Here is a 20214-nt window from a genome sequence, read left to right as displayed (position 1 = left end):
TTCACCTTTTATTAGGGGACGGCTCTTGTCTTAGAGCCGTTGGATTACTCGAACTCCTTCTTCAGGACCTCGATCACATGATCGACCGTCTCCTCCTCGAGGTCGGCCTTCTCGACGAGCATCACGCGGGGGGCGTTGAGCACAGCCTTGGCCGTGGTGAGACCCAGTCCCTTGATGGCGTCGATGATCCACTGGTCGATCTCGTCGTTAAACTGATCCAGGTAAACGTCGTCGACCTCAGCCTCTTGCTTGCCGTCGACCACACGGTACACGTCGATGGTGTAGCCGGTCAGCATAGAAGCCAACTTGATGTTCTGTCCACCACGACCGATGGCCAAGCTCACCTCGCTGGGATCCAAGAACACCTCGGCCTTCTTGTCCTCCTCGTTGAGATCGATGCTCGACACCTTAGCGGGGTTAAGTGCGCGCTGTATGAACAGCTTCGTGTTGGCAGTCCAGTTGATCACGTCGATATTCTCGTTGCAGAGCTCGCGCACGATACCGTGCACACGGCTTCCACGCACACCGACGCAGGCGCCCACGGGGTCGACACGGTCGTCGAAGCTCTCCACGGCCACCTTGGCGCGCTCTCCGGGGATGCGAGCCACCGCCTTGATGGCAATGAGGCCGTCGGCAATCTCGGGCACCTCCTGCTCAAGCAGATGCTCAAGGAACTTACCGCTGGTGCGCGAAAGGATGATCTTCGGGTTGTTGTTCTCGTTGTCCACACGCTCGATGACGGCTCTCACCGTCTCGCCCTTGCGGTACTGGTCGGCGGGAATCTGCTCGCTCTTGGGCAGGATCAGCTCGTTGTTCTCGTCATCAACGAGCAACACCTCGCGCTTCCACACCTGATAGACCTCGGCTGAGATGATCTGTCCCACACGATCCTTATACTTGTTGAACAGTGCGTCGTGCTCAAGCTCGAGGATCTTGCTCGCCAGCGTCTGGCGCAGGGTCAGGATGGCGCGGCGTCCGAACTTGGCGAAGTCGACCGGCTCCGACACTTCCTCGCCCACCTCATAGTCGGGCTCAATCTTCTGTGCGTCGCTCAGGCAGATCTGCTTGTTGTCGTCTTCCACCTCACCGTTCTCCACAACGACACGGTTGCGGTAGATCTCGAAGTCGCCCTTGTCGGGGTTAACGATCACGTCGATGTTCTCGTCACTGCCATATATCTTCGCAAGGACGTTGCGGAAGCTCTCCTCCAGCACGCTCACGAGTGTGGTTCTGTCGATATTCTTGGTATCCTTGAACTCGCGGAAGCTATCGATCATCGACAACTGCTCGTCGTCTTTCTTTCTTACAGCCATAGTTTTTATTTGAAACTAATTAAGTATTTTGTATATTTCACATTATCCATGTTGAATGCGTGGTCCACGTCCATCTTCACGGGGCGCTTTTTTCCTTCCACCTGCACCTTTTCGTTGACCGACACCACGAAGTCGCGTCCGTCAACGCTCTTAAGCTTTCCGGCCACCTTCTTTCCGTCGGCGTCCATCACTTCGACGTCCTCGCCAATGCAATTGATGTACTGCTGCTCCACCTTGAAGGGCTGCCCCAGTCCGGCTGAGCCCACTTCGAGCTCATAATCCTCCTCATCGCGACTGAGATGGTCCTCGATAAACTGGCTCAGCTTTGCGCAATCGTCAATCCACACCCCATCGGCATGGTCGATTTCCACGGTGATTTTGTCATCGGGGCTGACGGTAACATCAACCAAGAAGTAGTCTTTGTCTGCCAACCACTCCTCAACTAAGTTTTTAACGACGTTTTTGTCTATCATACGTTATGCTTTGTATAAAACAAAATGAGGAGCCCTCTTTGGAGCCCCTCATTCCACTGAACGATGCAAAGGTACGAAAAATATTCGATCCTCACAAGCGCTTCTTATAAAAAATGCAAGAAATCTCCTTTTGGAGGCTATTTTAACGTATATTTTTGTCCAACCAGAGCGACATGAGGGGGTCGGAGAGGGTGACCAAGGTCATGGGTGCAACAACAAATCATTCTGATTACCCAAAACAAATTATCCATTTTTGATAATCAGACTTGGATAATCCGAGCCTCCAAGCGCCATGGGCAAAAAGAGGCATGGGGCAAGCAAGCCAACACGCCTCCTTACCGATGAGCATGACAAGAGCCTGAAAACGGGCTCATCAAGATCCGGAAAGTGGAAATCGGGCGTCATCATCATTTGACGGCGACCGCTTTTCCAACGCTTCCGTTCCTGCCTAACCGCGGTTACGTACCGTCGTTTGGGCAGAATGGCCCGCGGCGCACTTTTCCCTGGTTTGTCAGCAATATTCTGCAAGAAGCCATCCTACCGCATTCCAAACCCCAACGACAAGCAGACACCCATACTACAGAAATTCCCAAACCCACACACCCCACGCAGTCCCAAAGTACGCCCAACCACAACGCCACCCCTCTGGAAGAAGCGACTCACAGGCAATTAACCGCGACACCAAAGGCAAAAAACGTAGCGCAAATTCACGCTTTTGTCGCTGTTTTTCAGCAACATATCAATCCACGCCCTCTACCCAGTCAACACGAAGATTATTAAAAAAATAAAATTTATCTCTATAATATAAGGTGTAGACAAAAGTTTTAATTACTTTTGCCAACCGAAAAAAACAATACCTGTTAGTATGCAAGATAATTTAGTGATCGTCGAGAGCCCGGCAAAGGCAAAGACCATCGAGAAATTTCTGGGTAAAGACTTCAAGGTGATGTCGTCGTACGGACACATCCGAGATTTAAAGAAGAAAGAACTCAGCATAGACGAAAAGACCCTTCAACCCACCTACGAGATTCCTGAGGAGAAGACCAAGGTGGTGGCCGATTTGAAGAAGAACGCGAAAGCAGCCAAGACTGTTTGGTTGGCATCCGATGAGGACCGCGAAGGAGAAGCCATCAGTTGGCACCTTTGCGAAGTGCTCGGACTCGACGAGGAGAAGACCTCGCGCATCGTGTTCCACGAAATCACCAAGCCCGCCATCATGGAGGCCATCCAGAACCCACGCCACCTCGATATGAACCTGGTGAACGCGCAGCAGGCCCGTCGCGTGCTCGACCGCCTCGTGGGCTTCAAGGTGTCGCCCGTATTGTGGCGCAAGGTGAAGCCCGCCCTCTCCGCCGGACGCGTGCAGAGCGTGGCCGTACGACTCATCGTCGACCGCGAGCGCGAGATTCAGGCTTTCAAGAGCGAGCCCTACTACCGCGTAAACGCCCTGTTCCTCCTTACCAACGCCGATGGTTCGCAGAGCGAGGTGAAGGCCGAGCTCGACCACCGTTTCGCCAAGCACGACGAGGCCGTGGCTTTTCTCAACCAGTGTAAGGACGCCTTGTTCACCGTCGACAACATCACCAAGAAACCCCTGAAACGCTCGCCGGCGCCTCCCTTCACCACCTCCACCCTGCAACAGGAAGCGGCCCGCAAGCTCGGCTTCACCGTGTCGCAGACCATGATGGTGGCGCAGCGCCTATATGAAAGTGGACGCATCACGTACATGCGTACGGATAGCGTGAACCTCTCCTCACTGGCCATCAACGCCTGCAAGGAGGAGATCAGCAAGCTCTACGGCGACGATTACAGCAAACCCCGCAACTACCACACCCACTCGAAGGGTGCCCAGGAGGCCCATGAGGCCATCCGCCCCACCTTCATGAACGAGGCCACCATCACCGGAACGGCCCAGGAGCGTCGTCTCTACGAGCTCATCTGGAAGCGCACGGCAGCATCGCAGATGGCCGACGCCCAGGTGGAGAAGACCACCGTGACCATCAACATCAGTGGCGCCGAGGAGCAGTTTGTGGCCAACGGCGAGGTGGTTCGCTTCGACGGATTCCTGAAGGTCTACCATGAGTCGACCGACGAGGAGGCAACCAATAACGACGAGGGCAACCTCCTGCCCGCCATGAAGGCCGGACAGCGACTGCTGCGCGCCGACATCACCTCCACCGAGCGTTTCTCCATGGGTCCCGTGAGATACACCGAGGCCAGTTTGGTGCACAAGCTCGAGGAGCTCGGCATCGGCCGCCCGTCAACCTACGCGCCCACCATCTCAACCATTCAACAGCGCGAATACGTGCAGAAGGGCGACAAGAAGGGTGTGGAACGCGCCTACGCCATCGACACGCTGAAGGGCAGCGCCGTCACCTCGAAGACCAAGCACGAGATGGCCGGATCGGAGAAGGGCAAACTGCTGCCTACCGACATCGGCTTCGTGGTAAACGACTTCCTGCTTCAAAACTTCCCCGACATCATGGACTACAACTTCACGGCCAAGGTCGAGGAGCAGTTCGACCGTATTGCCGAGGGCAAGGAGGAATGGACGAAGATGATGATCAACTTCGACAAGAAGTTTGAGCCCAACGTGGAGAAGGTAATGAACGCACGCTCTGAGCACAAGGCTGGCGAGCGCCAACTGGGCATCGACCCCAAAACCAACAAGCCTGTGTTCGTGAAGATCGGCCGCTTCGGACCTGTGGCACAGATTGGAACGGCCGAGGACAAGGAGAAACCCCTCTTCGCCCAGTTGCCCAAGGACAAGAGCATCGAGACCATCACGCTCGACGAGGCGTTGGAGCTCTTCAAGCTTCCGCGCGAGGTGGGCAACTTCGAGGGCTCGCCGGTGGTGATCGGCGCAGGCCGCTTCGGACCCTACATCATGCACGAGAAGAAGTATGTGTCGCTGCCGCGCACAGAGGATCCCCTCACCGTAACCCTCGAAACAGCCGTCGCACTAATAGAGCAGAAGCGCAAGGCCGACCAGGAGAAGCACATCAAGCAGTTTGACGAAGACCCCAAACTGGAGCTCATGAAAGGTCGCTACGGCCCCTACATCGCCTACGACGGCAAGAACTACCATATCGACAAGAAGTTGCAAGACCAGGCGCTCAGCGGTGCGTTGAGCTACGAGGAGTGCATGGAGATTGTAAGGACCGCACCCGAACCAAAGGCCAGGAGGGCTAAGCGATGACACCATCACGCATCATACTCATGGGTTACATGGGATCGGGCAAGACCACCGTGGGGCGCGCACTGGCCAAAGACCTTAACATGCCGTTCTACGACCTCGACTGGTACATCGAGAGCCGCATGCGCAAAACAGTGAAGCAAATCTTCGACGAACGAGGCGAGGATGGATTCCGAGTCATCGAGCGCAATATGCTTCACGAGGTGGCCGAGTTCGAAAACATCGTCGTCAGTTGCGGAGGAGGCACCCCATGTTTCTTCGATAACATCGACTACCTCAACCAGCAGGGCGAGACGGTCTACCTGAAATGCACTCCCGAGGTGCTCCATAAACACCTGAGCATGGGCAAAACGGTGCGCCCCCTGCTCCTGAACAAGACTCCCGAGCAGGTCAAGACCTATATCGAGGAGCAACTGCAGGTGCGCGAACCGTTTTACAGCAAGGCCAAACACACGGTGGATGTGACCTTGATGGACAATTATGAGAAGATCAAAATATCAGTAGCAAAACTAAAAGAAACATTGGGCATAGCATAAATGAAAAAATGGACTATTGAGGACTCTAAGGAGCTTTACAATATCAACGGATGGGGAACGTCCTATTTCGGAATCAACGAGAAGGGACACGCCTACGTCACTCCTTGCAAGGATAACACGCAGATCGACCTGCGCGACGTGATCGACGAGCTGGCTTTACGCGACGTAACGCCTCCCGTGCTGTTGCGTTTCCCCGACATCCTCGACAATCGCATTGAGAAAATGGCATCGTGCTACGACAAGGCGCGAAAGGAATACGACTACAAGGGCGAGGATTACATCATCTACCCCATCAAGGTCAACCAGATGCAACCCGTCGTCGACGAGATCATCTCGCACGGAAAGAAGTTCAACCTCGGCCTCGAGGCTGGATCAAAGCCCGAGCTCCACGCTGTCATCGCCGTGCAGTGTAAGAGCGATTCGCTCATCATCTGCAACGGATATAAGGACGAGAGCTACATCGAGCTGGCCATGTTGGCGCAGAAACTGGGCAAGCGCATCTTCATTGTGGTGGAGAAACTCAACGAGATCGACATCATCGCCAAGACCGCTGAACGCCTCAACGTGCGCCCCAACATCGGCATCCGCATCAAGCTCGCAAGCTCGGGCTCGGGCAAATGGGCCGAGAGCGGTGGCGACGCGTCGAAGTTTGGACTGACGCCCTCGGAACTGCTTGAGGCGCTCAACAAACTCGACAGCATGGGTATGCACGACTGCGTGCGACTCATCCACTTCCATATCGGCTCGCAAATCACCAAGATTCGCCGCATACAGAACGCCCTCACCGAGGCCGGACAGTATTACGCCAACCTCAGAAAGATGGGCTACAACATCGAGTTTGTGGACTGCGGAGGCGGACTGGGTGTCGACTACGACGGCACACGCTCGAGCAACTCGGAGAGCTCGGTGAACTATTCCATCCAGGAGTATATCAACGACTGCGTGTACGCCTTTGTCGACATTGCCAACCGAACCGGCATTCCCCACCCCAACATCATCACTGAGAGCGGCCGGTCGCTGTCGGCCCACCACTCCGTGCTGGTGCTCGACGTGCTGGGCGCCGCCTCACTGCCCGAGATGCCCGAGGAGTTTGAGGCCAAATCGACCGACAACAAGTTGGTGAAGGACCTCTACGAGATATGGTGCAACATCAACCCCAAGTCGATGTTGGAGGACTGGCACGACGCCGACCAGATCCGCGAGGACTGTCTCGACATGTTCGCCCACGGAATGGTCGACCTCAGGACACGCGCCGAGGTGGAGGCCATGTATTGGAGCGTGTGCCACGAAATCGACTCCATGGCCAAGACCATGAAGCACGTGCCCGATGAGTTGCGTGGCCTCGACAAGCTCCTGGCCGACAAATACTTCTGCAACTTCTCGCTCTTCCAGAGCCTGCCCGACTGCTGGGGTATCGACCAGCTCTTCCCCATCATGCCCATCGAGCGCCTTAACGAGCGCCCCACACGCAACTGCACGATACAGGACATTACCTGCGACAGCGACGGAAAGATCTCCAACTTCGCCATCAACGGCTCGCAGGCCAACGTGCTTCCCGTACACGCCTTGCGCAAGGATGAGCCTTATTACATCGGCGTATTCCTCGTGGGCGCCTACCAGGAGATCCTGGGCGACATGCACAACCTCTTCGGCGACACCACGGCAGCCCATATCAGCGTGAAGAACGGCACATACAACATCGACCAAATCATCGATGGCGAAACCGTCGAGGAGGTGCTCGAGTATGTGCAGTACAACCCCAAGAAGCTCGTCAGACAGCTGGAGCAGTGGGTGACGAAGAGCGTCAAGCAAGGCAAGCTCTCGCTCGACGAGGGCAAGGAGTTCCTCAGCAACTACCGCTCAGGACTCTACGGCTACACCTACCTGGAGTAAACACACCACGGAGAGCGCCCTCGACGGAGGGCCTCTCCCCATAAAACGCTTGCCAAACGCATCGTTTGCCAACCATAAACAACACACAACATGAAAAAGATTACCATCATCAAGGTGGGTGGAGCCATCGTGGAGCACGAGGGCCAGCTCAACCAGCTGCTCGACCAGTTCGCACAAGTAGACGGACCGAAGATCCTTGTTCACGGTGGTGGACGACGCGCCACGAAGGTGGCCACATCGCTCAGCATCGAGAGTAAGATGGTCGACGGCCGACGAATCACCGACGCCGACATGCTCAAGGTGGTGACCATGGTCTACGGAGGCTTGGTCAACAAGGACATCGTGGCGCGCCTGCAGGCAAGGGGCGTCAACGCCCTCGGACTCACAGGAGCCGACGCCGACGTGATACGCAGTCACCGACGCCCATTGAAGAACGGCATCGACTACGGCTTTGTGGGCGACGTAGACCACGTTAAGGGCGACCTGTTGCTGACGTGGCTCGACCAAGGCATTGTGCCGGTCATCGCTCCCCTGACCCACGACGGGCAGGGACACATGCTCAACACCAACGCCGACACCATGGCCTCGGAGACGGCCAAGGCGCTCGCCGCATACGCCGACGTAACGCTCGTCTACTGTTTTGAGAAGCCTGGCGTGCTCAGCGATCCCGCCGACGACAACAGCGTGATACCTGTCATCACACGCGCCGACTTCGACCGTCTCACCGCCGACGGCACCATCGCTGGCGGAATGAAGCCCAAGGTGGAGAACGCCTTGGCAGCAGTAAGCGCTGGCGTGGGCCGCGTTATCATCACACAAGCCTCGGCCATCGGCCAAGAAGGGGGCACCGTCATCCAGTAAGAACATGAGTAAAATCAGTTTCCAAAACGATATCCTACCGCTGAAGAACCAGCTCTACCGCCTGGCGCTGCGCATCACCCTGCGCAACGCCGAGGCTGAGGATATTGTGCAGGAAACGCTCATCAAGGCTTGGAACGTGCGCGACAAGTGGGACACGATCGACAACATTGAGGCTTTCTGCTTCACCATCTGCCGAAACCTGGCGCTCGACAGCATCAAGCGACACGATAACCGCAACGAGACACTCGAGAACGTGCGCACCGATGCGGCCGACACGCAGCAAACGCCCCTCGACAAGGCCACGACAAACAACCGCATAGACATTGTGAGGCACCTCGTAGACAGTTTGCCTGAGAAGCAACGAAGCTGCATCCAGCTGCGCGACTTTGAGGGAAAGACCTACAAGGAGATTGCCACGGTCATGGGAATACCCGAGGAACAAGTGAAGGTAAACATCTTCAGGGGCCGACAAGCCATCAAGACGCAATTCCAAAAGCTCGACAACTTTGGCGTAAGCAAGAAGAACCCCTAACCCATCGGGGCCAGCCCGCAACCGCCCTAATCGCACGTCACAACAATCTTCTCATCGCGTTGCAAGCGTTAGGGCAACCCATAAGCAACTTTTAGGTACAAAACGAATCATCCGCTAACGAGCGGAGGCAAAAAATAAGGGACTGTACGACTCACCACTGAGCTACAGTCCCTTTCAACGTTAGTATGTTATGAAAAATTTGAGAGAATTGAAACTTCACAGTTTCATTTTGTTTTACTAAACATGATTTTATAGAGAAAGCATAGAAATTATCTTATTTAATGATGGGGTCGCCCATCTTTGCCGTGGGCTCCGCCAAGCTGCGCTTCATGGTGTCGAGCACCACGCTATCGCTCATGGCCACCGATGTGCCGTGGTTGAGCTCGGGCTTGCTATAGCCGTCGTAGCTGCTGATAGGATCGGCGTTCTGCTTGGCAAACGGCACCTGCATGGCATTGCCTAACGTGAGCACGATGGTCACCACGGCGGCTGCCTTGAAGAGCGGGCGGAGACGTTGCGTCATAGTGATGACCTTGGCCTTTACCGGCTGCGACTCCTCGACCATGGCCAAGATCTTCTCGTCGAAGTCCTTGCCCAGCACATCGCTCACCGGCTCCTTCGCCTCGTAGGCAAAGAGCGGCTGGTAGCGTTCCAGCTCTGCGGGAATGTTGTCTTGGCTGAAGAAAGCACGGAGGATATCCTCTTCTTCCAAAGAGGTCTCGCACTTCCAATAGCGCTCCAACAACTGGTTGATGTACTTGTAATCCATGTTCGTTTATTACCGTTTTCATGAGTACGACGACTGTAATCCCTAAATGTTACGGGATTTTCTATATTTAACATTTGTTTAGATTTAAGTTCCTTTCTGCTCCGCAACCATCCGTCAAGCAAGCCGTAGGAAATCGCGCACACGGCGACATCCGTGCTATAGGAGAACAAGGGCCATGGGGAAGGTGCGGCTGGGGAAGGCCTCAAGTTGGTAGGTGGCGCATAGGATGTGAGGTTTTTTGGTGAAAAAGTTGTGTCGCAATTTCGGGTGAACGAGCGCGCGAAATGGCCGTTTTCACGGAAAGCGAGCGGCGAAAACAAGGCGGGCGCTGGCGATCGGGCATGTTTCGAGTTGCGAAAGATGCCTAACCCCACCTCGATCAGCCATGTTTCGCATGGCGATCGGGCATGTTTCGCATGGTGAAAGGCCATCTATCGCGATGAGAGAGGTGGAATTCGAAGGGCGGAAGGTGGACAAGAAAACACAACATTTTGATTATAAGCATGTTGCAAAAACACGTCGAGAATCGCGTATTTCGGCCAAATATTTTTGTCTTGGAAAAGAAATGTGTAGTTTGCAGTATAGATTGTTACGCTTTTTGACGCCAACCCCTAAAAGCGCCTCATGGCTCCCAATCCATCCAACCACAAGTGATGGCAAAAGCCATATGGGCCAACAGCCTTATCATGGTGTATCTACGCCGCGTGCCATGGGCGCCCCATCGAGCCTTATATAATAAGGCCGATTTGGGGACAAAAACGCGCCAAGGCCCCGGGCGCTCCTCGATGGAGGCTTCGGGGCCTTGGCGGTATGTGGACAGGCGCCACCCAGGAGGCGCCATGGGTGGCTGCGGGGACCAACGGTTAGTTCTTGGCCTTGTCCTTGGGCTGCGGCTTCAGCAGTTGCTGGTAGCGCTCCGTATCGGCCAAGAGGTCAAAGGCGGCCTTCACCTGCTTGTCGGTGCGCAGCGTGTTTTGCACGGCACCCCGCTGGTAGTAGTAAGCGGCCACGATGTCGTTGTTGAGAATCTCGCAGATGCTCTCCTTATTGAAGTCGAGGTCTTTGGCCAGGTTGGGCTTCAGCTTCTTCCTCAGGGCGTCGAACTCAGCCTTGGCATCGTCGTAATAGCCTTCAAACTTAGCCAACTTCTCGAGGTCGTCGAGCGACTTGGCGCTCATGGCGTCATACTTAAAATGGCTGTTGAGCACCCTTTGCTTAAACTCCTCGTAATCGGCGTCGGTCAGCGCAAACTCGCTTGCGGGGGCAATGGTGGGATGCTTGGCAATGTAGTCGATCTCGAAGGTATGCACCAGTTCGTCGGAGTCGCGCATGGCCGCGAGGTAATAGGTGATGTTGGGCAGCGAGTCGGGCTTCACCTCCACCTCGGGCTCAATGCCCCCACCGCCCTTCACCGGACGGCCGTTGGCGGTGTGGAACCCTTCCACGACCGAGTCGGCCACCGCCTCGGCGCTGCCTCCGTTGCCATGGCGATAGGTCACCTTCTGGATGCAACGGCCACTGGGGATGTAGTATTTGTTGGTTGTGAGCTTCATCTGCGCGTTATAGGGCAAGTCCACCATGGTTTGCACCAAGCCCTTACCGTAGGTCTTGGTTCCCATCACCACGGCGCGGTCGAGGTCTTGCAGCGCTCCGCTTGTAATCTCGGAGGACGAAGCCGACGAGCCGTTGACCAGCACCACCACGGGCATCACGGTGTCGACAGGCTCCACGGTGGTCTTATAGTCGTGGTTCATGCGCTTCACCTTACCACGGTTGCTCACCACGAGCTGTCCTTTGGGCACAAAGCAGTTCACCACGTTGACGGCCTCCATCTCCGAGCCACCGCCATTGCCGCGGAGGTCGAGCACGAGGCCCTTCATGCCGTTTTTCTTCATCTCGATGATGGCATTGCGCACCTCCTTGCCGCATCCCTCCGTGAAGGAATAGAGGTTCAGGTAGCCGAAACCATTGGCTTGTATGCCATAATAGGGAATGGAGGGCAGTTGGATGATGCGGCGCGTCACCTTGAACTTCATGTTCTTCTTGGTCGACGGACGTAGAATCTTCAGTTCGAACGTGGTGCCGCTCTCGCCCCTGAGGTGCTCCGACACATAGTCGTTGTTCTTCTTCGTCATGTCCTCGCCATCGATGCTGAGGATGATGTCGCCCTTACGCAGTCCCACCTCGGCGGCCGGCATGTTCTCGTAGGGCTCGTCGATGCAGACGCGCCCGAGCTTATAGTTGTAGCGGATGAGCGCTCCGATGCCCGCATACTTGCCCGTGAGCATCATCTTCAGGTCCTTCTGCTTGTCCTCGGGGTAATAGACGGTGTAAGGGTCCAGTCCTCGGAGCATCGAGTTGATGGCGTTGCCCACCACCTCGTCGGGGTTGAGCGTGTCCACATACATCATGTCGAGGTTCTTGTAAATGGCGTTCAGAATGTCGAGGTTCTTAGCCACATCAAAATTATGGTCGTCGTTTTGGGCTACGGCCCCGATGGCTGCCAGCCACAGGGTCACGGCCATGATCAGTTTTCTCATGTGCAATCTCTCTATTATATTTGTGTTGCAAAGATACAAACAAAAATGATAGCGACCATCAAGAATGATGATTTTCTAATTGGAGTTTCTGATTTAGGCAGAGTGGGCTGAACTTACCGTCACCGGCGCGAAGCGGAAAGGTAAAGCCCAACAAGCGCATAGCCCAGGGAAAGCGAAGCGACACCCTGGGTCAAGGGCGGGCTGAAAGCCCAACAAGAACATAGCCCAGGGCAAGCGAAGCGACACCCTGGGTATGAATACAAACAACATACCCATTAACGCTCTGAAAGAGCAAAAGCGTAATAAATATGGCACAGTCACTGAGCAAAATCCACATAAGGATGAATGCTTTTGCCCTTCCAGGGCGCACCAATGAAAATACGATTAATACCCAGGGTGTCGCTTCGCTTGCCCTGGGCTATGCGCTCATTGGGCTTTCAGCCCGTGCATTATCGGCTGCACCTCAGCAATTCAAGCATGCTTGATTGCATTCGGTTTGAACGATCATTCAGCCCGTTTGAAACTAAATCCGAAACTTTAGTTTTCTAAGCCTTAGGCCCCATTCCGTGCATCATTTCGTTCACCACGGCGATGCCCACCACCTTGCGCGAAGCCATGGATAGCCCACCACGCAAAAGTCCCGGCCATCCATAGTGGACGACCGGGACTTTCCCTGATGGGTGTGCCCGCCTTGGGAAGCAGGCACACGGCTTATTGGGTTGCCTTAACGGCTTACTTCAGCACCTTGAAGGTCTTACCGCCTTCCTTGACGATGTAGACCTGACCGGCCTTCATGTCGTTTACGAGCTGTCCGCCCACGTTGTAGATCTTGCGAACGGCGCCGTTGGCCTCCACCGAGCCGATGCCAGCAGCGGTAGTCATATTGAAGGTCTTGGTGAAGTGGGTCTTCAGGTCGTCGGAGTAGACCTTGATGGTGGCAATGTTCTCGTTGGCCTCGTTCTTGTTGTAAGAAACCACGCAGAACGCGCCCTTACCCTTGAGCTCGGGCTTCACCTCGTCGCCCACCAGTGTAACGTTTGTGAGCTCAGCGTCGTAGATCAGCTCGAAATCGTCGATGATGATCTCGTCGCCATTGCTTCCTTGGCCCGGATCGGCGTTGGTAGAGATGGTGACCAGGATGGCCTTGCCGTCGATAGAGTCGTTGACATAGGTGAAGGGCACAACGATGCGCTTCCACTCACCACCCGTGGTGGCGATGGTATTGTTCACGGCCTTGGCCATGACATTGCCATACGTCTTGTCCTGGGGATCCTGGAAACGGGTGCCATCGGTGATGTAGGCGCTCACCGTGGCATAAGGGTGCTTCTTGTTAGCCTTGGCCTGTGAGAACTTCACCCACACGGCAAGCGAGTCGGGACGACCCACCATATTGATATAATAGGGGTTGCCATTTCCGTCAACCTCAGTGTTGCTCATGTCGAGCTCAGCATGGTTTTGGGGGTCTGAAGGAGACATAGAACCAGCTATCATACGGCCCGTGGTAACGGTACCATTGGCAATAAGATTAAAGATAGAAGTGGCCTTCAAGCTAAGGCTTTTGCTTCCTGTGGATCCAGGACGAACATCTTCCGACTGGAACGTATGCGCTGTCTGGCATACTATATACGCCCACATACCACCTGCCGTAGCGAAAGAGTGCCAACGCAGGGGCTCGTCGATATCATAGGCATAAGTGTGATAGTTCTCAAAACCACTGTTGGGGATCTGATAGCCTGAGCCAAACGTCACGTCGATGTTCTGCTGCATCGCTGCCATGTAGATGCTGATGCTGGCATAGGCACGGCCATGAGACAGCTTTGCCACGAAATTGATAGGCACTTTCTGGAGATTCGGGCCCACCCATACATCCACATTGGGGTCGTTGCCCTCGGTGATATAAATGTTACGTGAGCACTCGAGCAATGTGTCGGTGCCTGCGACCATTGGCTGCAACTTGTCGATAACGATGTTGCCGATGCCCATTTCCTGTCCACCCATAGACAAGATGAAGTTGTTAAGCGAGAACGTCAGGAGCCCATCCTGGTCCTTGTCCACAGAGATGGTGGCATGTTGCTCAACGCTTTGGCCATTCACCGTCACGGTGAGGCTGTCGGTGTAGTTGGCTGCCATGCTGCTCATAGCGGTCATGGCTACTACTAACAAAGTAAAAATTTTCTTCATAAATACCTGATTACTTATTGTTCTTTTTCGATTTCTTTCCTGCTTTCCATATCACTCCCACCTGTCCGAAGATGGGATAAAGGGTTTGGTCGAGCACGTGGAACGAGCTCTTGTGCAAGCCGCTCAAGCCCCAGTTGACCTCGCCGTAGAGTCCCCAGTTGTGCCAGAATATCCAATCAGCACCGACACCCACGCCCCATTGGAAGCGACGCATGTCGCTGGAGAAGTTGTAATAGCCCATGGTTCCGGGCGTATCGCCAATGATCACCTTGGGTCCGGTGGGGTCGCCCTGCCTCAGATATCCATTGTGGGCATAGCCCGAGAATCCCTTGGAGGTAAGCACCGAGACGTAAGGACCGAAGCGGAGGTCGACGTTATGGCACACTTTCAACGAGGCTTGCACAGGCACCGTGAACATCCACTGCCTGACATCGGTCACCACCGAGCCCGTAAACATGCCGTCGAGCGTTTGGTCGCCCTGCACCATCACTTCGTGATAGTTTTTCACATCGGCGTCGATCTTCATGCCCTTGGCCTCGAAACGCAGGCCCACGGCCACGCCCCAACGGTCGTCGAGGGGTTTGGTGGCGTCGACGCCAAGGCTCCAGTTGGCCTTGAACGAGTAGTCGTTGAGACTGCGTATGCTGGCCGGCATGGGCAGCGGAGCCGTTCCACCGATGTTGTAACCACGTCGGGTCTTGACGACCAAGCCTTTCATGAGATTGTCGGCGTTGGCCTGAAGGGTTGCCGCGGCAAGGGTTATGAGGATGAATATCTTTTTGATCATGAGTCGTTAGCTATGAGATAATGAATCGTTTGGGTAGGTAAGCCGTTGCGGAAGGGATGGTCTTACTCCTCCTTCTCGCAGACCACGCGCACCTTGTCGATGCACAACTGGCTGCCGATGGCGCCCTGGAAGTGGTGGCCGTCGATCGAAGAGGAGAACACCAAGGCCAGGTTGTAACCGCGGCTGACGAGCGTTTCGAGGTTGACCTCCGACATGTAGTCGAACGTTACGTCGAAGAGCGTCCACTCGGTGGTGGGCTTCACGTAAGCCACCTGGGCGATGGCCACGATGTTGGGATTGGTCTTGGTATCCTCGCCATGAAGCATCACGGGGCGCGTCTCGGTCTTTCCGTCGCTCGTAGTGACCGTTTCCTCATTGCGATAGAACACGGCATAGATGTCGGCGGCGTCGGTTCGGTTCTCCACGGGCTTGCCGCTGCGGTCCTGGAACACCTTGCCCGGTGTGTACTTGTAATAGCCTTGCAACTTCAATGGCTTGCGGTCGAAGGGTATTCCCATGCAGGTGGCCTTCATGGCGTCGGTCAACGCATTGGCCACATCAAACTTTCCAAGGAAGAAATTGCCCGCTGCGATGCGCATGTTGCTCACCGCACCGAACGGACCTGTGCTCAACGTGGTGAGCTTTACGCCATAGCCGTCGTAGCCATCGGCCAAAGGAACCGATGGGTACTCGTCGGCAGGGGCCTTGCCCATGCTCATCTGGTAGCCCGCATTGCCCGTGGCCCAGTTGTTGCCCCACTGGCCATCGTTGAGCTCGTCGTGCCAAACATAATACTTTTTCTTCTGCGGCTCAAGCTCAAAATTCTCGAAATCGTAGGCCACGGTGTCGCTTACGGTGCGCGAGGTGGGCACCATGCTGACGGTGTAGGCCCTCGACCACTGCTTGTCTTGCGACCCAACGACGTAGTTCCAACGCACCGTCCCGGTGGCCTCGTCGACCGTTCTGGCTGAGCTTTTCACGCTGGCGCCCGGGGTGAGCACCAACTGTGGCTCCACAAGCGACAGGTCGGCAGCCGGCTCGCGCCTGACGTTGAACACAACATCCGTATTGTCGGACAACACCTTTTGCAATGTGTCGCCCAACTGGTAGAACGTGCCCAACGGCTCGTCAAGGTGGAAATAAACCGCTTCGATGTCGCATTCCGCATTCAGCGGCTCTTCCTTGAAACAGGAAGTAAGCAGTGAGCAAGCTGCCACACAGGGCAGCAAGAGATGATATTTCATATACAATCTTTTCTAACTGAGCCTTATAGGGAGGACCAATAGTTTCAAAGTGCAAAGGTACACCTTTTCAAATATCCCACAAAAAAGATTGACGCAAATGTGTTTTCAAGATAGTTAAATTACCCTATTTTTAATTATTTAAGGTTGTCCACCAGCAACTTTCGATTAAAAAAACAACAACTTTCGTATAAAATAAGTACTTTTGCAACAATCAAACCATTCGAAGGAAAAACGAACATGAAGATTGCACTGATCGGCTACGGAAAGATGGGACACATGATTGAGCAAATCGCCATCGCCCGCGGCCATGAAATTGTCTGCAAAATCGATGTGGACAACCAAGACGACTTTGACAGCCCGGCCTTCGCATCTGCCGATGTGGCCATAGAGTTTACCAACCCCACAGCGGCCTACAGCAACTACCTGAGGGCCTTTAAGCACAACGTGAAGGTGGTGAGCGGATCGACGGGATGGATGACCGACCACAAGGACGACGTGGAAGCCCTGACAAAGGACGGAAAGCAGACGCTGTTCTGGGCGTCCAACTTCTCGATTGGCGTGGCCATCTTTGCCGCCGTCAACAAGTATTTGGCTAAAATCATGAACCAGTTTCCACAATACGACGTGGAAATGGAGGAGACACACCACATTCACAAGCTCGATGCACCGTCGGGAACAGCCATCACACTGGCCGAAGACATCGTGGGCCTGCTCGACCGCAAGGACGCTTGGAAGGCAGGCGTCACCACGTGGGACGACGGACATGTGGATGGATCGACCGACCATAAGGCTAACGAGCTGCTCGTGAACAGCGTACGCCACGACGAGGTGCCCGGCATTCACACCATCACCTACAACAGCGAGGCCGACCAAATCACCATCAGCCACAGCGCCCACTCACGACAGGGATTCGCCCTCGGAGCCGTGCTGGCCGCCGAATACACGGCCAACCACACGGGACTGCTGACCACAACCGACCTCTTCAGCTCGCTCATCCCCTAACGAACACACATTCATTCCGCAAACATCCGAACGGCTTGAAACGCCTGCCGCCGCTCACACGGCGCCCAACACCCCAATGGCAAGGCGACGGAGCGCACAAGCCCAACACTACTATGATCGACAAGGAAAAAGCAAACCTCAACATGAAGAAGCAATGGGCCAAGTTGGCCGTGGTGCTCTTCCTCTACGCATTGTGCATTGTATGGGTGCAACCCTGCTCCATCACCGGCTGGCTGCTGACGCTCGCCGGCGCCCTGCTGCTCTTCGACGTTTACATCACCAAGAAGATACGCTGGCAGTGGTGGAAGACTGCCGAAGGCCCTGTGCGCTTCATCATGAGTTGGGTAGACGCCCTCGTGTTCTCACTGGTGGCCGTCTACTTCATTAACCTCTTCCTCTTCCAAAACTATGTCATCCCTTCGAGCTCACTGGAGAAGTCGCTGCTGACGGGCGACTACCTCTTCGTTTCGAAGGTGAGCTACGGACCACGCATCCCGCAGACGCCGCTCACCATGCCGCTGACACAGCACACCCTGCCCCTCATACAGGCCAAGAGCTACATTGAGTGGCCCCATTGGGACTACCGACGCATGAAGGGATTGGGAAAGGTGCAGCTCAACGACATCGTGGTGTTCAACTATCCCGCCGGCGACACCATCGTGACAGAGCCGGCCTACCAGTCGTTCGACTACTACGGCATGGTGTACAGCCTGGGCCAACAGATCTACGAGCAAAACTTCGCCGACGCGGTCAACCCTGCCAACCTCAACCGACAGGAGCAGTACGACTACTTTAAGATGATCTACAACCTGGGCCGCAACTACATTGCCAACAACCCCAACACCTACGGTTCCATCGACTCGCGACCCACCGATCGCCGCGAGAACTATGTGAAGCGATGCGTGGGACTGCCTGGACAGACGTTGCAGATCAAGAACCGCATCATCTATCTCAACGGCAAGGCCAACAAGGAGCCCGACAATGTGCAATACACCTACTACGTGAAGCTCAAGGGCAACCTGCCCGACGACTTCATGCACGACCTCGGCATCTCAATGGAGGACCTGACAAGCCTCAACCAAAACGGCTACCTGCCGCTCACCAAGAAGGCCGCCAAGGCGCTCAGCGCACGCAAGGACCTCGTGGCAAGTGTTCGCCTGAACACCGACCAGTATGTGGGCGACCTCTATCCGCTCAACGCCGTGACGGGATGGACACGCGACAACTATGGTCCGGTATGGATTCCGCAGAAGGGCAAGAGCATTCGCCTGACCATGGACAACATCGCCGTTTATGAGCGCCCGATACGCATCTATGAGGGCAACGACCTCGAAGTGAAGAACGGACACATCTACATCAACGGCAAAATCGCCAATAGTTATACTTTCAAGATGGACTACTACTGGATGATGGGCGACAACCGCCACAACTCTGCCGACTCGCGCTACTGGGGCTTCGTGCCCGAGGACCACATCGTTGGCAAACCCATCTTCATCTGGTGGAGTTCAGATCCCGACAGAAAGGGCTTCGAAGGCGTACGCTGGAGCAGGCTCTTCAGATGGGTTGACAACATCAAATGAGGCAACTCGCCAAGTTTATCGTAGCATTGGGCGCCTTCACGGTCATCCTATTGGCCGTGCGCGCCTTCGCCTTCGCCATCTACACCGTCCCTATGGATGTCGCGCCGACACTCCACAAGGGCGACCGTGTGGTGGTGAACAAGGTGTCGCATGCCGCGTTCAAACGAGGCGACCTCATGGTTTTCAACCAGCCTGGACGACTTATTGGCGCTGTAGAGGCCGTGCCGGGCGATACCATCACGGTAGACAGCGCAACTTATCGCATTCCATACCGATGCTGCAGGCGCTGCACATGCCGCAACTGTAAGCTCTATCTTGTCAACACGGGCCAAAGCCGCGTCTTGGTGCACTTGCACCAGGTGGAGGGAAAGGCCACAAGACTCTATCATCTGCCATGGTGACCATCGCACAACACGAGGCTGCAAACAATTCGGTAGCCCTGCTTTCGTCTACTTATTTTGGGCCGGTGCAATGGTACCAAAAGCTGAACCGCTACGGCCTTTGCCTGCTGGAGCGGCACGACCATTTCGTGAAACAGACCTACCGCAACCGTTGCCTTATCGCCACGGAGGCGGGACAACAGGCACTCACGGTGCCAACGGGGCATGGAGAGAGCTCAAAGTGCGCCATGGCCAACATGCGCGTAAGCGACCATGGCAACTGGCGCCACCTGCATTGGAACGCCTTGCAGTCGGCCTATGGCGAGAGTCCGTTCTTCGAGTATTACGCCGACGACATCAAGCCTTTCTTCCAACAGCGTTGGGACAACCTGTTCGATTTCAACCTGGCCATCACGCTCAAGCTCTGCGAATTGCTCGACATCAGGCCCAACCTGCAGCTTACCGACCAGTATGCCGACGCCGACGAGCTACAGGCCGACGACTTCCGCGATGCCATTCGCCCGAAGAAACCGTTGCCCGACCCTTCGTTCGTAGCCACTCCTTACTATCAGGTGTATCAGCAGAAGCACGGCTTCCAGCCCAACCTCTCCATCCTCGACCTACTGTTCAACGAGGGCAATGAGGCCATTTTTTTCCTTTAACCCAATGAATCGTTAGACCGAAAGGGAAGATTGTTAGAAGGTTATTGGTTCTGTTTTCACCTATTTCATCGGTGTTTTGCATCTTCATAGCGCCCTTATCGCACATTTCATCGCGACAAGGGGGTGAGACTTCGGCATGCACACTACGAAGCTATTATCTCGCGAAAGCCGCCAAGGCGCCCTTACGCCACGCAAAAAAACCTCGAAGGGGGCTCGGGGCAAGTGGCGGCCAAGGGTCTACCGCTTGCGTGAAGCACGCCTTCGA

At 55.1% G+C, this 20214-nt stretch carries 17 protein-coding genes; 10 read left to right on the top strand and 7 right to left on the bottom strand.

All coding sequences use genetic code 11. The annotated features are described in order from the left end of the window. Positions 1–44: 44 nt before the first annotated feature. Both nusA and rimP read right to left on the bottom strand, forming a co-directional pair. Positions 45–1313 (bottom strand): transcription termination factor NusA, encoded by a 1269-nt coding sequence (nusA, locus tag WKK33_RS02330; protein WP_337468571.1) that lies wholly within the window; start codon positions 1311–1313, stop codon positions 45–47. Between the two features lie 5 nt (positions 1314–1318). After that, positions 1319–1786: a ribosome assembly cofactor RimP gene (rimP, locus tag WKK33_RS02325; RefSeq protein ID WP_215759582.1), complete on the bottom strand. Its 468-nt coding sequence runs from the start codon at positions 1784–1786 to the stop codon at positions 1319–1321. An 865-nt stretch (positions 1787–2651) separates the two neighbouring features. Between rimP and topA the strand changes: the two genes are divergently transcribed. The 5 genes from topA to WKK33_RS02300 all read left to right on the top strand — a co-directional run bounded on the left by topA (position 2652) and on the right by WKK33_RS02300 (position 8804). Beyond that, positions 2652–4985 (top strand): type I DNA topoisomerase, encoded by a 2334-nt coding sequence (gene topA / locus WKK33_RS02320; protein ID WP_337932302.1) that lies wholly within the window; start codon positions 2652–2654, stop codon positions 4983–4985. Then, entirely contained in the window at positions 4982–5518 is a 537-nt protein-coding gene (locus WKK33_RS02315; RefSeq protein ID WP_215759579.1) for a shikimate kinase, read from the top strand. Before topA ends, WKK33_RS02315 begins: the two co-directional genes overlap by 4 nt. Next, positions 5519–7411 (top strand): biosynthetic arginine decarboxylase, encoded by a 1893-nt coding sequence (gene speA, locus WKK33_RS02310; protein WP_337568664.1) that lies wholly within the window; start codon positions 5519–5521, stop codon positions 7409–7411. A gap of 90 nt (positions 7412–7501) precedes the next feature. After that, on the top strand, positions 7502–8272 hold the full coding sequence (gene argB / locus WKK33_RS02305; protein ID WP_330002496.1) for an acetylglutamate kinase: 771 nt from the start codon (positions 7502–7504) through the stop codon (positions 8270–8272). Positions 8273–8276: 4 nt separating this feature from the next. Then, on the top strand, positions 8277–8804 hold the full coding sequence (locus WKK33_RS02300) for an RNA polymerase sigma factor (protein WP_215759576.1): 528 nt from the start codon (positions 8277–8279) through the stop codon (positions 8802–8804). 274 nt (positions 8805–9078) lie between these two features. On the opposite strand, the gene WKK33_RS02295 is transcribed toward WKK33_RS02300, so the two are convergent. Next, complete coding sequence (locus tag WKK33_RS02295; protein WP_337932299.1) at positions 9079–9573, bottom strand: pyruvate ferredoxin oxidoreductase; 495 nt, start codon at positions 9571–9573, stop codon at positions 9079–9081. A gap of 863 nt (positions 9574–10436) precedes the next feature. Beyond that, a complete protein-coding gene (locus tag WKK33_RS02290) occupies positions 10437–12113 on the bottom strand; it encodes a S41 family peptidase (protein WP_337932297.1) in 1677 nt (558 codons plus the stop codon). 308 nt (positions 12114–12421) lie between these two features. Here WKK33_RS02290 and WKK33_RS02285 point away from each other — a divergent pair, with 308 nt between their 5' ends. Further along, positions 12422–12598 (top strand): hypothetical protein, encoded by a 177-nt coding sequence (locus WKK33_RS02285; protein WP_337932295.1) that lies wholly within the window; start codon positions 12422–12424, stop codon positions 12596–12598. Positions 12599–12845: 247 nt separating this feature from the next. Here the strand turns inward: WKK33_RS02285 and WKK33_RS02280 are convergent, their stop codons facing one another. The 3 genes from WKK33_RS02280 to WKK33_RS02270 all read right to left on the bottom strand — a co-directional run bounded on the left by WKK33_RS02280 (position 12846) and on the right by WKK33_RS02270 (position 16325). Further along, on the bottom strand, positions 12846–14294 hold the full coding sequence (locus WKK33_RS02280; protein WP_337932293.1) for a calycin-like domain-containing protein: 1449 nt from the start codon (positions 14292–14294) through the stop codon (positions 12846–12848). Positions 14295–14304: 10 nt separating this feature from the next. Next, positions 14305–15081, bottom strand: coding sequence for a porin family protein (locus WKK33_RS02275; protein WP_337468564.1), 777 nt, complete (start codon positions 15079–15081; stop codon positions 14305–14307). 62 nt (positions 15082–15143) lie between these two features. Then, on the bottom strand, positions 15144–16325 hold the full coding sequence (locus tag WKK33_RS02270) for a PCMD domain-containing protein (RefSeq protein ID WP_337569121.1): 1182 nt from the start codon (positions 16323–16325) through the stop codon (positions 15144–15146). Between the two features lie 237 nt (positions 16326–16562). Between WKK33_RS02270 and dapB the strand changes: the two genes are divergently transcribed. From dapB to WKK33_RS02250, 4 genes are all read left to right on the top strand, one after another. Next, a complete protein-coding gene (gene dapB / locus WKK33_RS02265) occupies positions 16563–17327 on the top strand; it encodes a 4-hydroxy-tetrahydrodipicolinate reductase (protein ID WP_309437883.1) in 765 nt (254 codons plus the stop codon). Positions 17328–17440: 113 nt separating this feature from the next. Next, entirely contained in the window at positions 17441–18907 is a 1467-nt protein-coding gene (gene lepB / locus WKK33_RS02260) for a signal peptidase I (RefSeq protein ID WP_330003257.1), read from the top strand. Next, positions 18904–19308 (top strand): S26 family signal peptidase, encoded by a 405-nt coding sequence (locus WKK33_RS02255; RefSeq protein WP_337932292.1) that lies wholly within the window; start codon positions 18904–18906, stop codon positions 19306–19308. Before lepB ends, WKK33_RS02255 begins: the two co-directional genes overlap by 4 nt. Continuing rightward, positions 19302–19949 carry a WbqC family protein gene (locus WKK33_RS02250; protein WP_337932291.1) on the top strand — a complete coding sequence of 216 codons (648 nt, stop codon included), beginning with the start codon at positions 19302–19304 and terminating at the stop codon, positions 19947–19949. Before WKK33_RS02255 ends, WKK33_RS02250 begins: the two co-directional genes overlap by 7 nt. Positions 19950–20214 lie beyond the last annotated feature (265 nt).

Source organism: Hallella sp., assembly GCF_037460745.1.
In the GTDB taxonomy this organism is placed as follows: Bacteria; Bacteroidota; Bacteroidia; order Bacteroidales; family Bacteroidaceae; genus Prevotella; species Prevotella faecis.
This window is presented reverse-complemented; position numbering and strand designations above follow the sequence as displayed.

What these genes read in the sequence shown, in the direction of transcription:
- nusA (WP_337468571.1), bottom strand. Translation starts at nt 1,313, where the DNA reads ATGGCTGTAAGAAAGAAAGACGACGAGCAGTTGTCGATGATCGATAGC.
- rimP (WP_215759582.1), bottom strand. Translation starts at nt 1,786, where the DNA reads ATGATAGACAAAAACGTCGTTAAAAACTTAGTTGAGGAGTGGTTGGCA.
- topA (WP_337932302.1), top strand. Translation starts at nt 2,652, where the DNA reads ATGCAAGATAATTTAGTGATCGTCGAGAGCCCGGCAAAGGCAAAGACC.
- WKK33_RS02315 (WP_215759579.1), top strand. Translation starts at nt 4,982, where the DNA reads ATGACACCATCACGCATCATACTCATGGGTTACATGGGATCGGGCAAG.
- speA (WP_337568664.1), top strand. Translation starts at nt 5,519, where the DNA reads ATGAAAAAATGGACTATTGAGGACTCTAAGGAGCTTTACAATATCAAC.
- argB (WP_330002496.1), top strand. Translation starts at nt 7,502, where the DNA reads ATGAAAAAGATTACCATCATCAAGGTGGGTGGAGCCATCGTGGAGCAC.
- WKK33_RS02300 (WP_215759576.1), top strand. Translation starts at nt 8,277, where the DNA reads ATGAGTAAAATCAGTTTCCAAAACGATATCCTACCGCTGAAGAACCAG.
- WKK33_RS02295 (WP_337932299.1), bottom strand. Translation starts at nt 9,573, where the DNA reads ATGGATTACAAGTACATCAACCAGTTGTTGGAGCGCTATTGGAAGTGC.
- WKK33_RS02290 (WP_337932297.1), bottom strand. Translation starts at nt 12,113, where the DNA reads ATGAGAAAACTGATCATGGCCGTGACCCTGTGGCTGGCAGCCATCGGG.
- WKK33_RS02285 (WP_337932295.1), top strand. Translation starts at nt 12,422, where the DNA reads ATGGCACAGTCACTGAGCAAAATCCACATAAGGATGAATGCTTTTGCC.
- WKK33_RS02280 (WP_337932293.1), bottom strand. Translation starts at nt 14,294, where the DNA reads ATGAAGAAAATTTTTACTTTGTTAGTAGTAGCCATGACCGCTATGAGC.
- WKK33_RS02275 (WP_337468564.1), bottom strand. Translation starts at nt 15,081, where the DNA reads ATGATCAAAAAGATATTCATCCTCATAACCCTTGCCGCGGCAACCCTT.
- WKK33_RS02270 (WP_337569121.1), bottom strand. Translation starts at nt 16,325, where the DNA reads ATGAAATATCATCTCTTGCTGCCCTGTGTGGCAGCTTGCTCACTGCTT.
- dapB (WP_309437883.1), top strand. Translation starts at nt 16,563, where the DNA reads ATGAAGATTGCACTGATCGGCTACGGAAAGATGGGACACATGATTGAG.
- lepB (WP_330003257.1), top strand. Translation starts at nt 17,441, where the DNA reads ATGATCGACAAGGAAAAAGCAAACCTCAACATGAAGAAGCAATGGGCC.
- WKK33_RS02255 (WP_337932292.1), top strand. Translation starts at nt 18,904, where the DNA reads ATGAGGCAACTCGCCAAGTTTATCGTAGCATTGGGCGCCTTCACGGTC.
- WKK33_RS02250 (WP_337932291.1), top strand. Translation starts at nt 19,302, where the DNA reads ATGGTGACCATCGCACAACACGAGGCTGCAAACAATTCGGTAGCCCTG.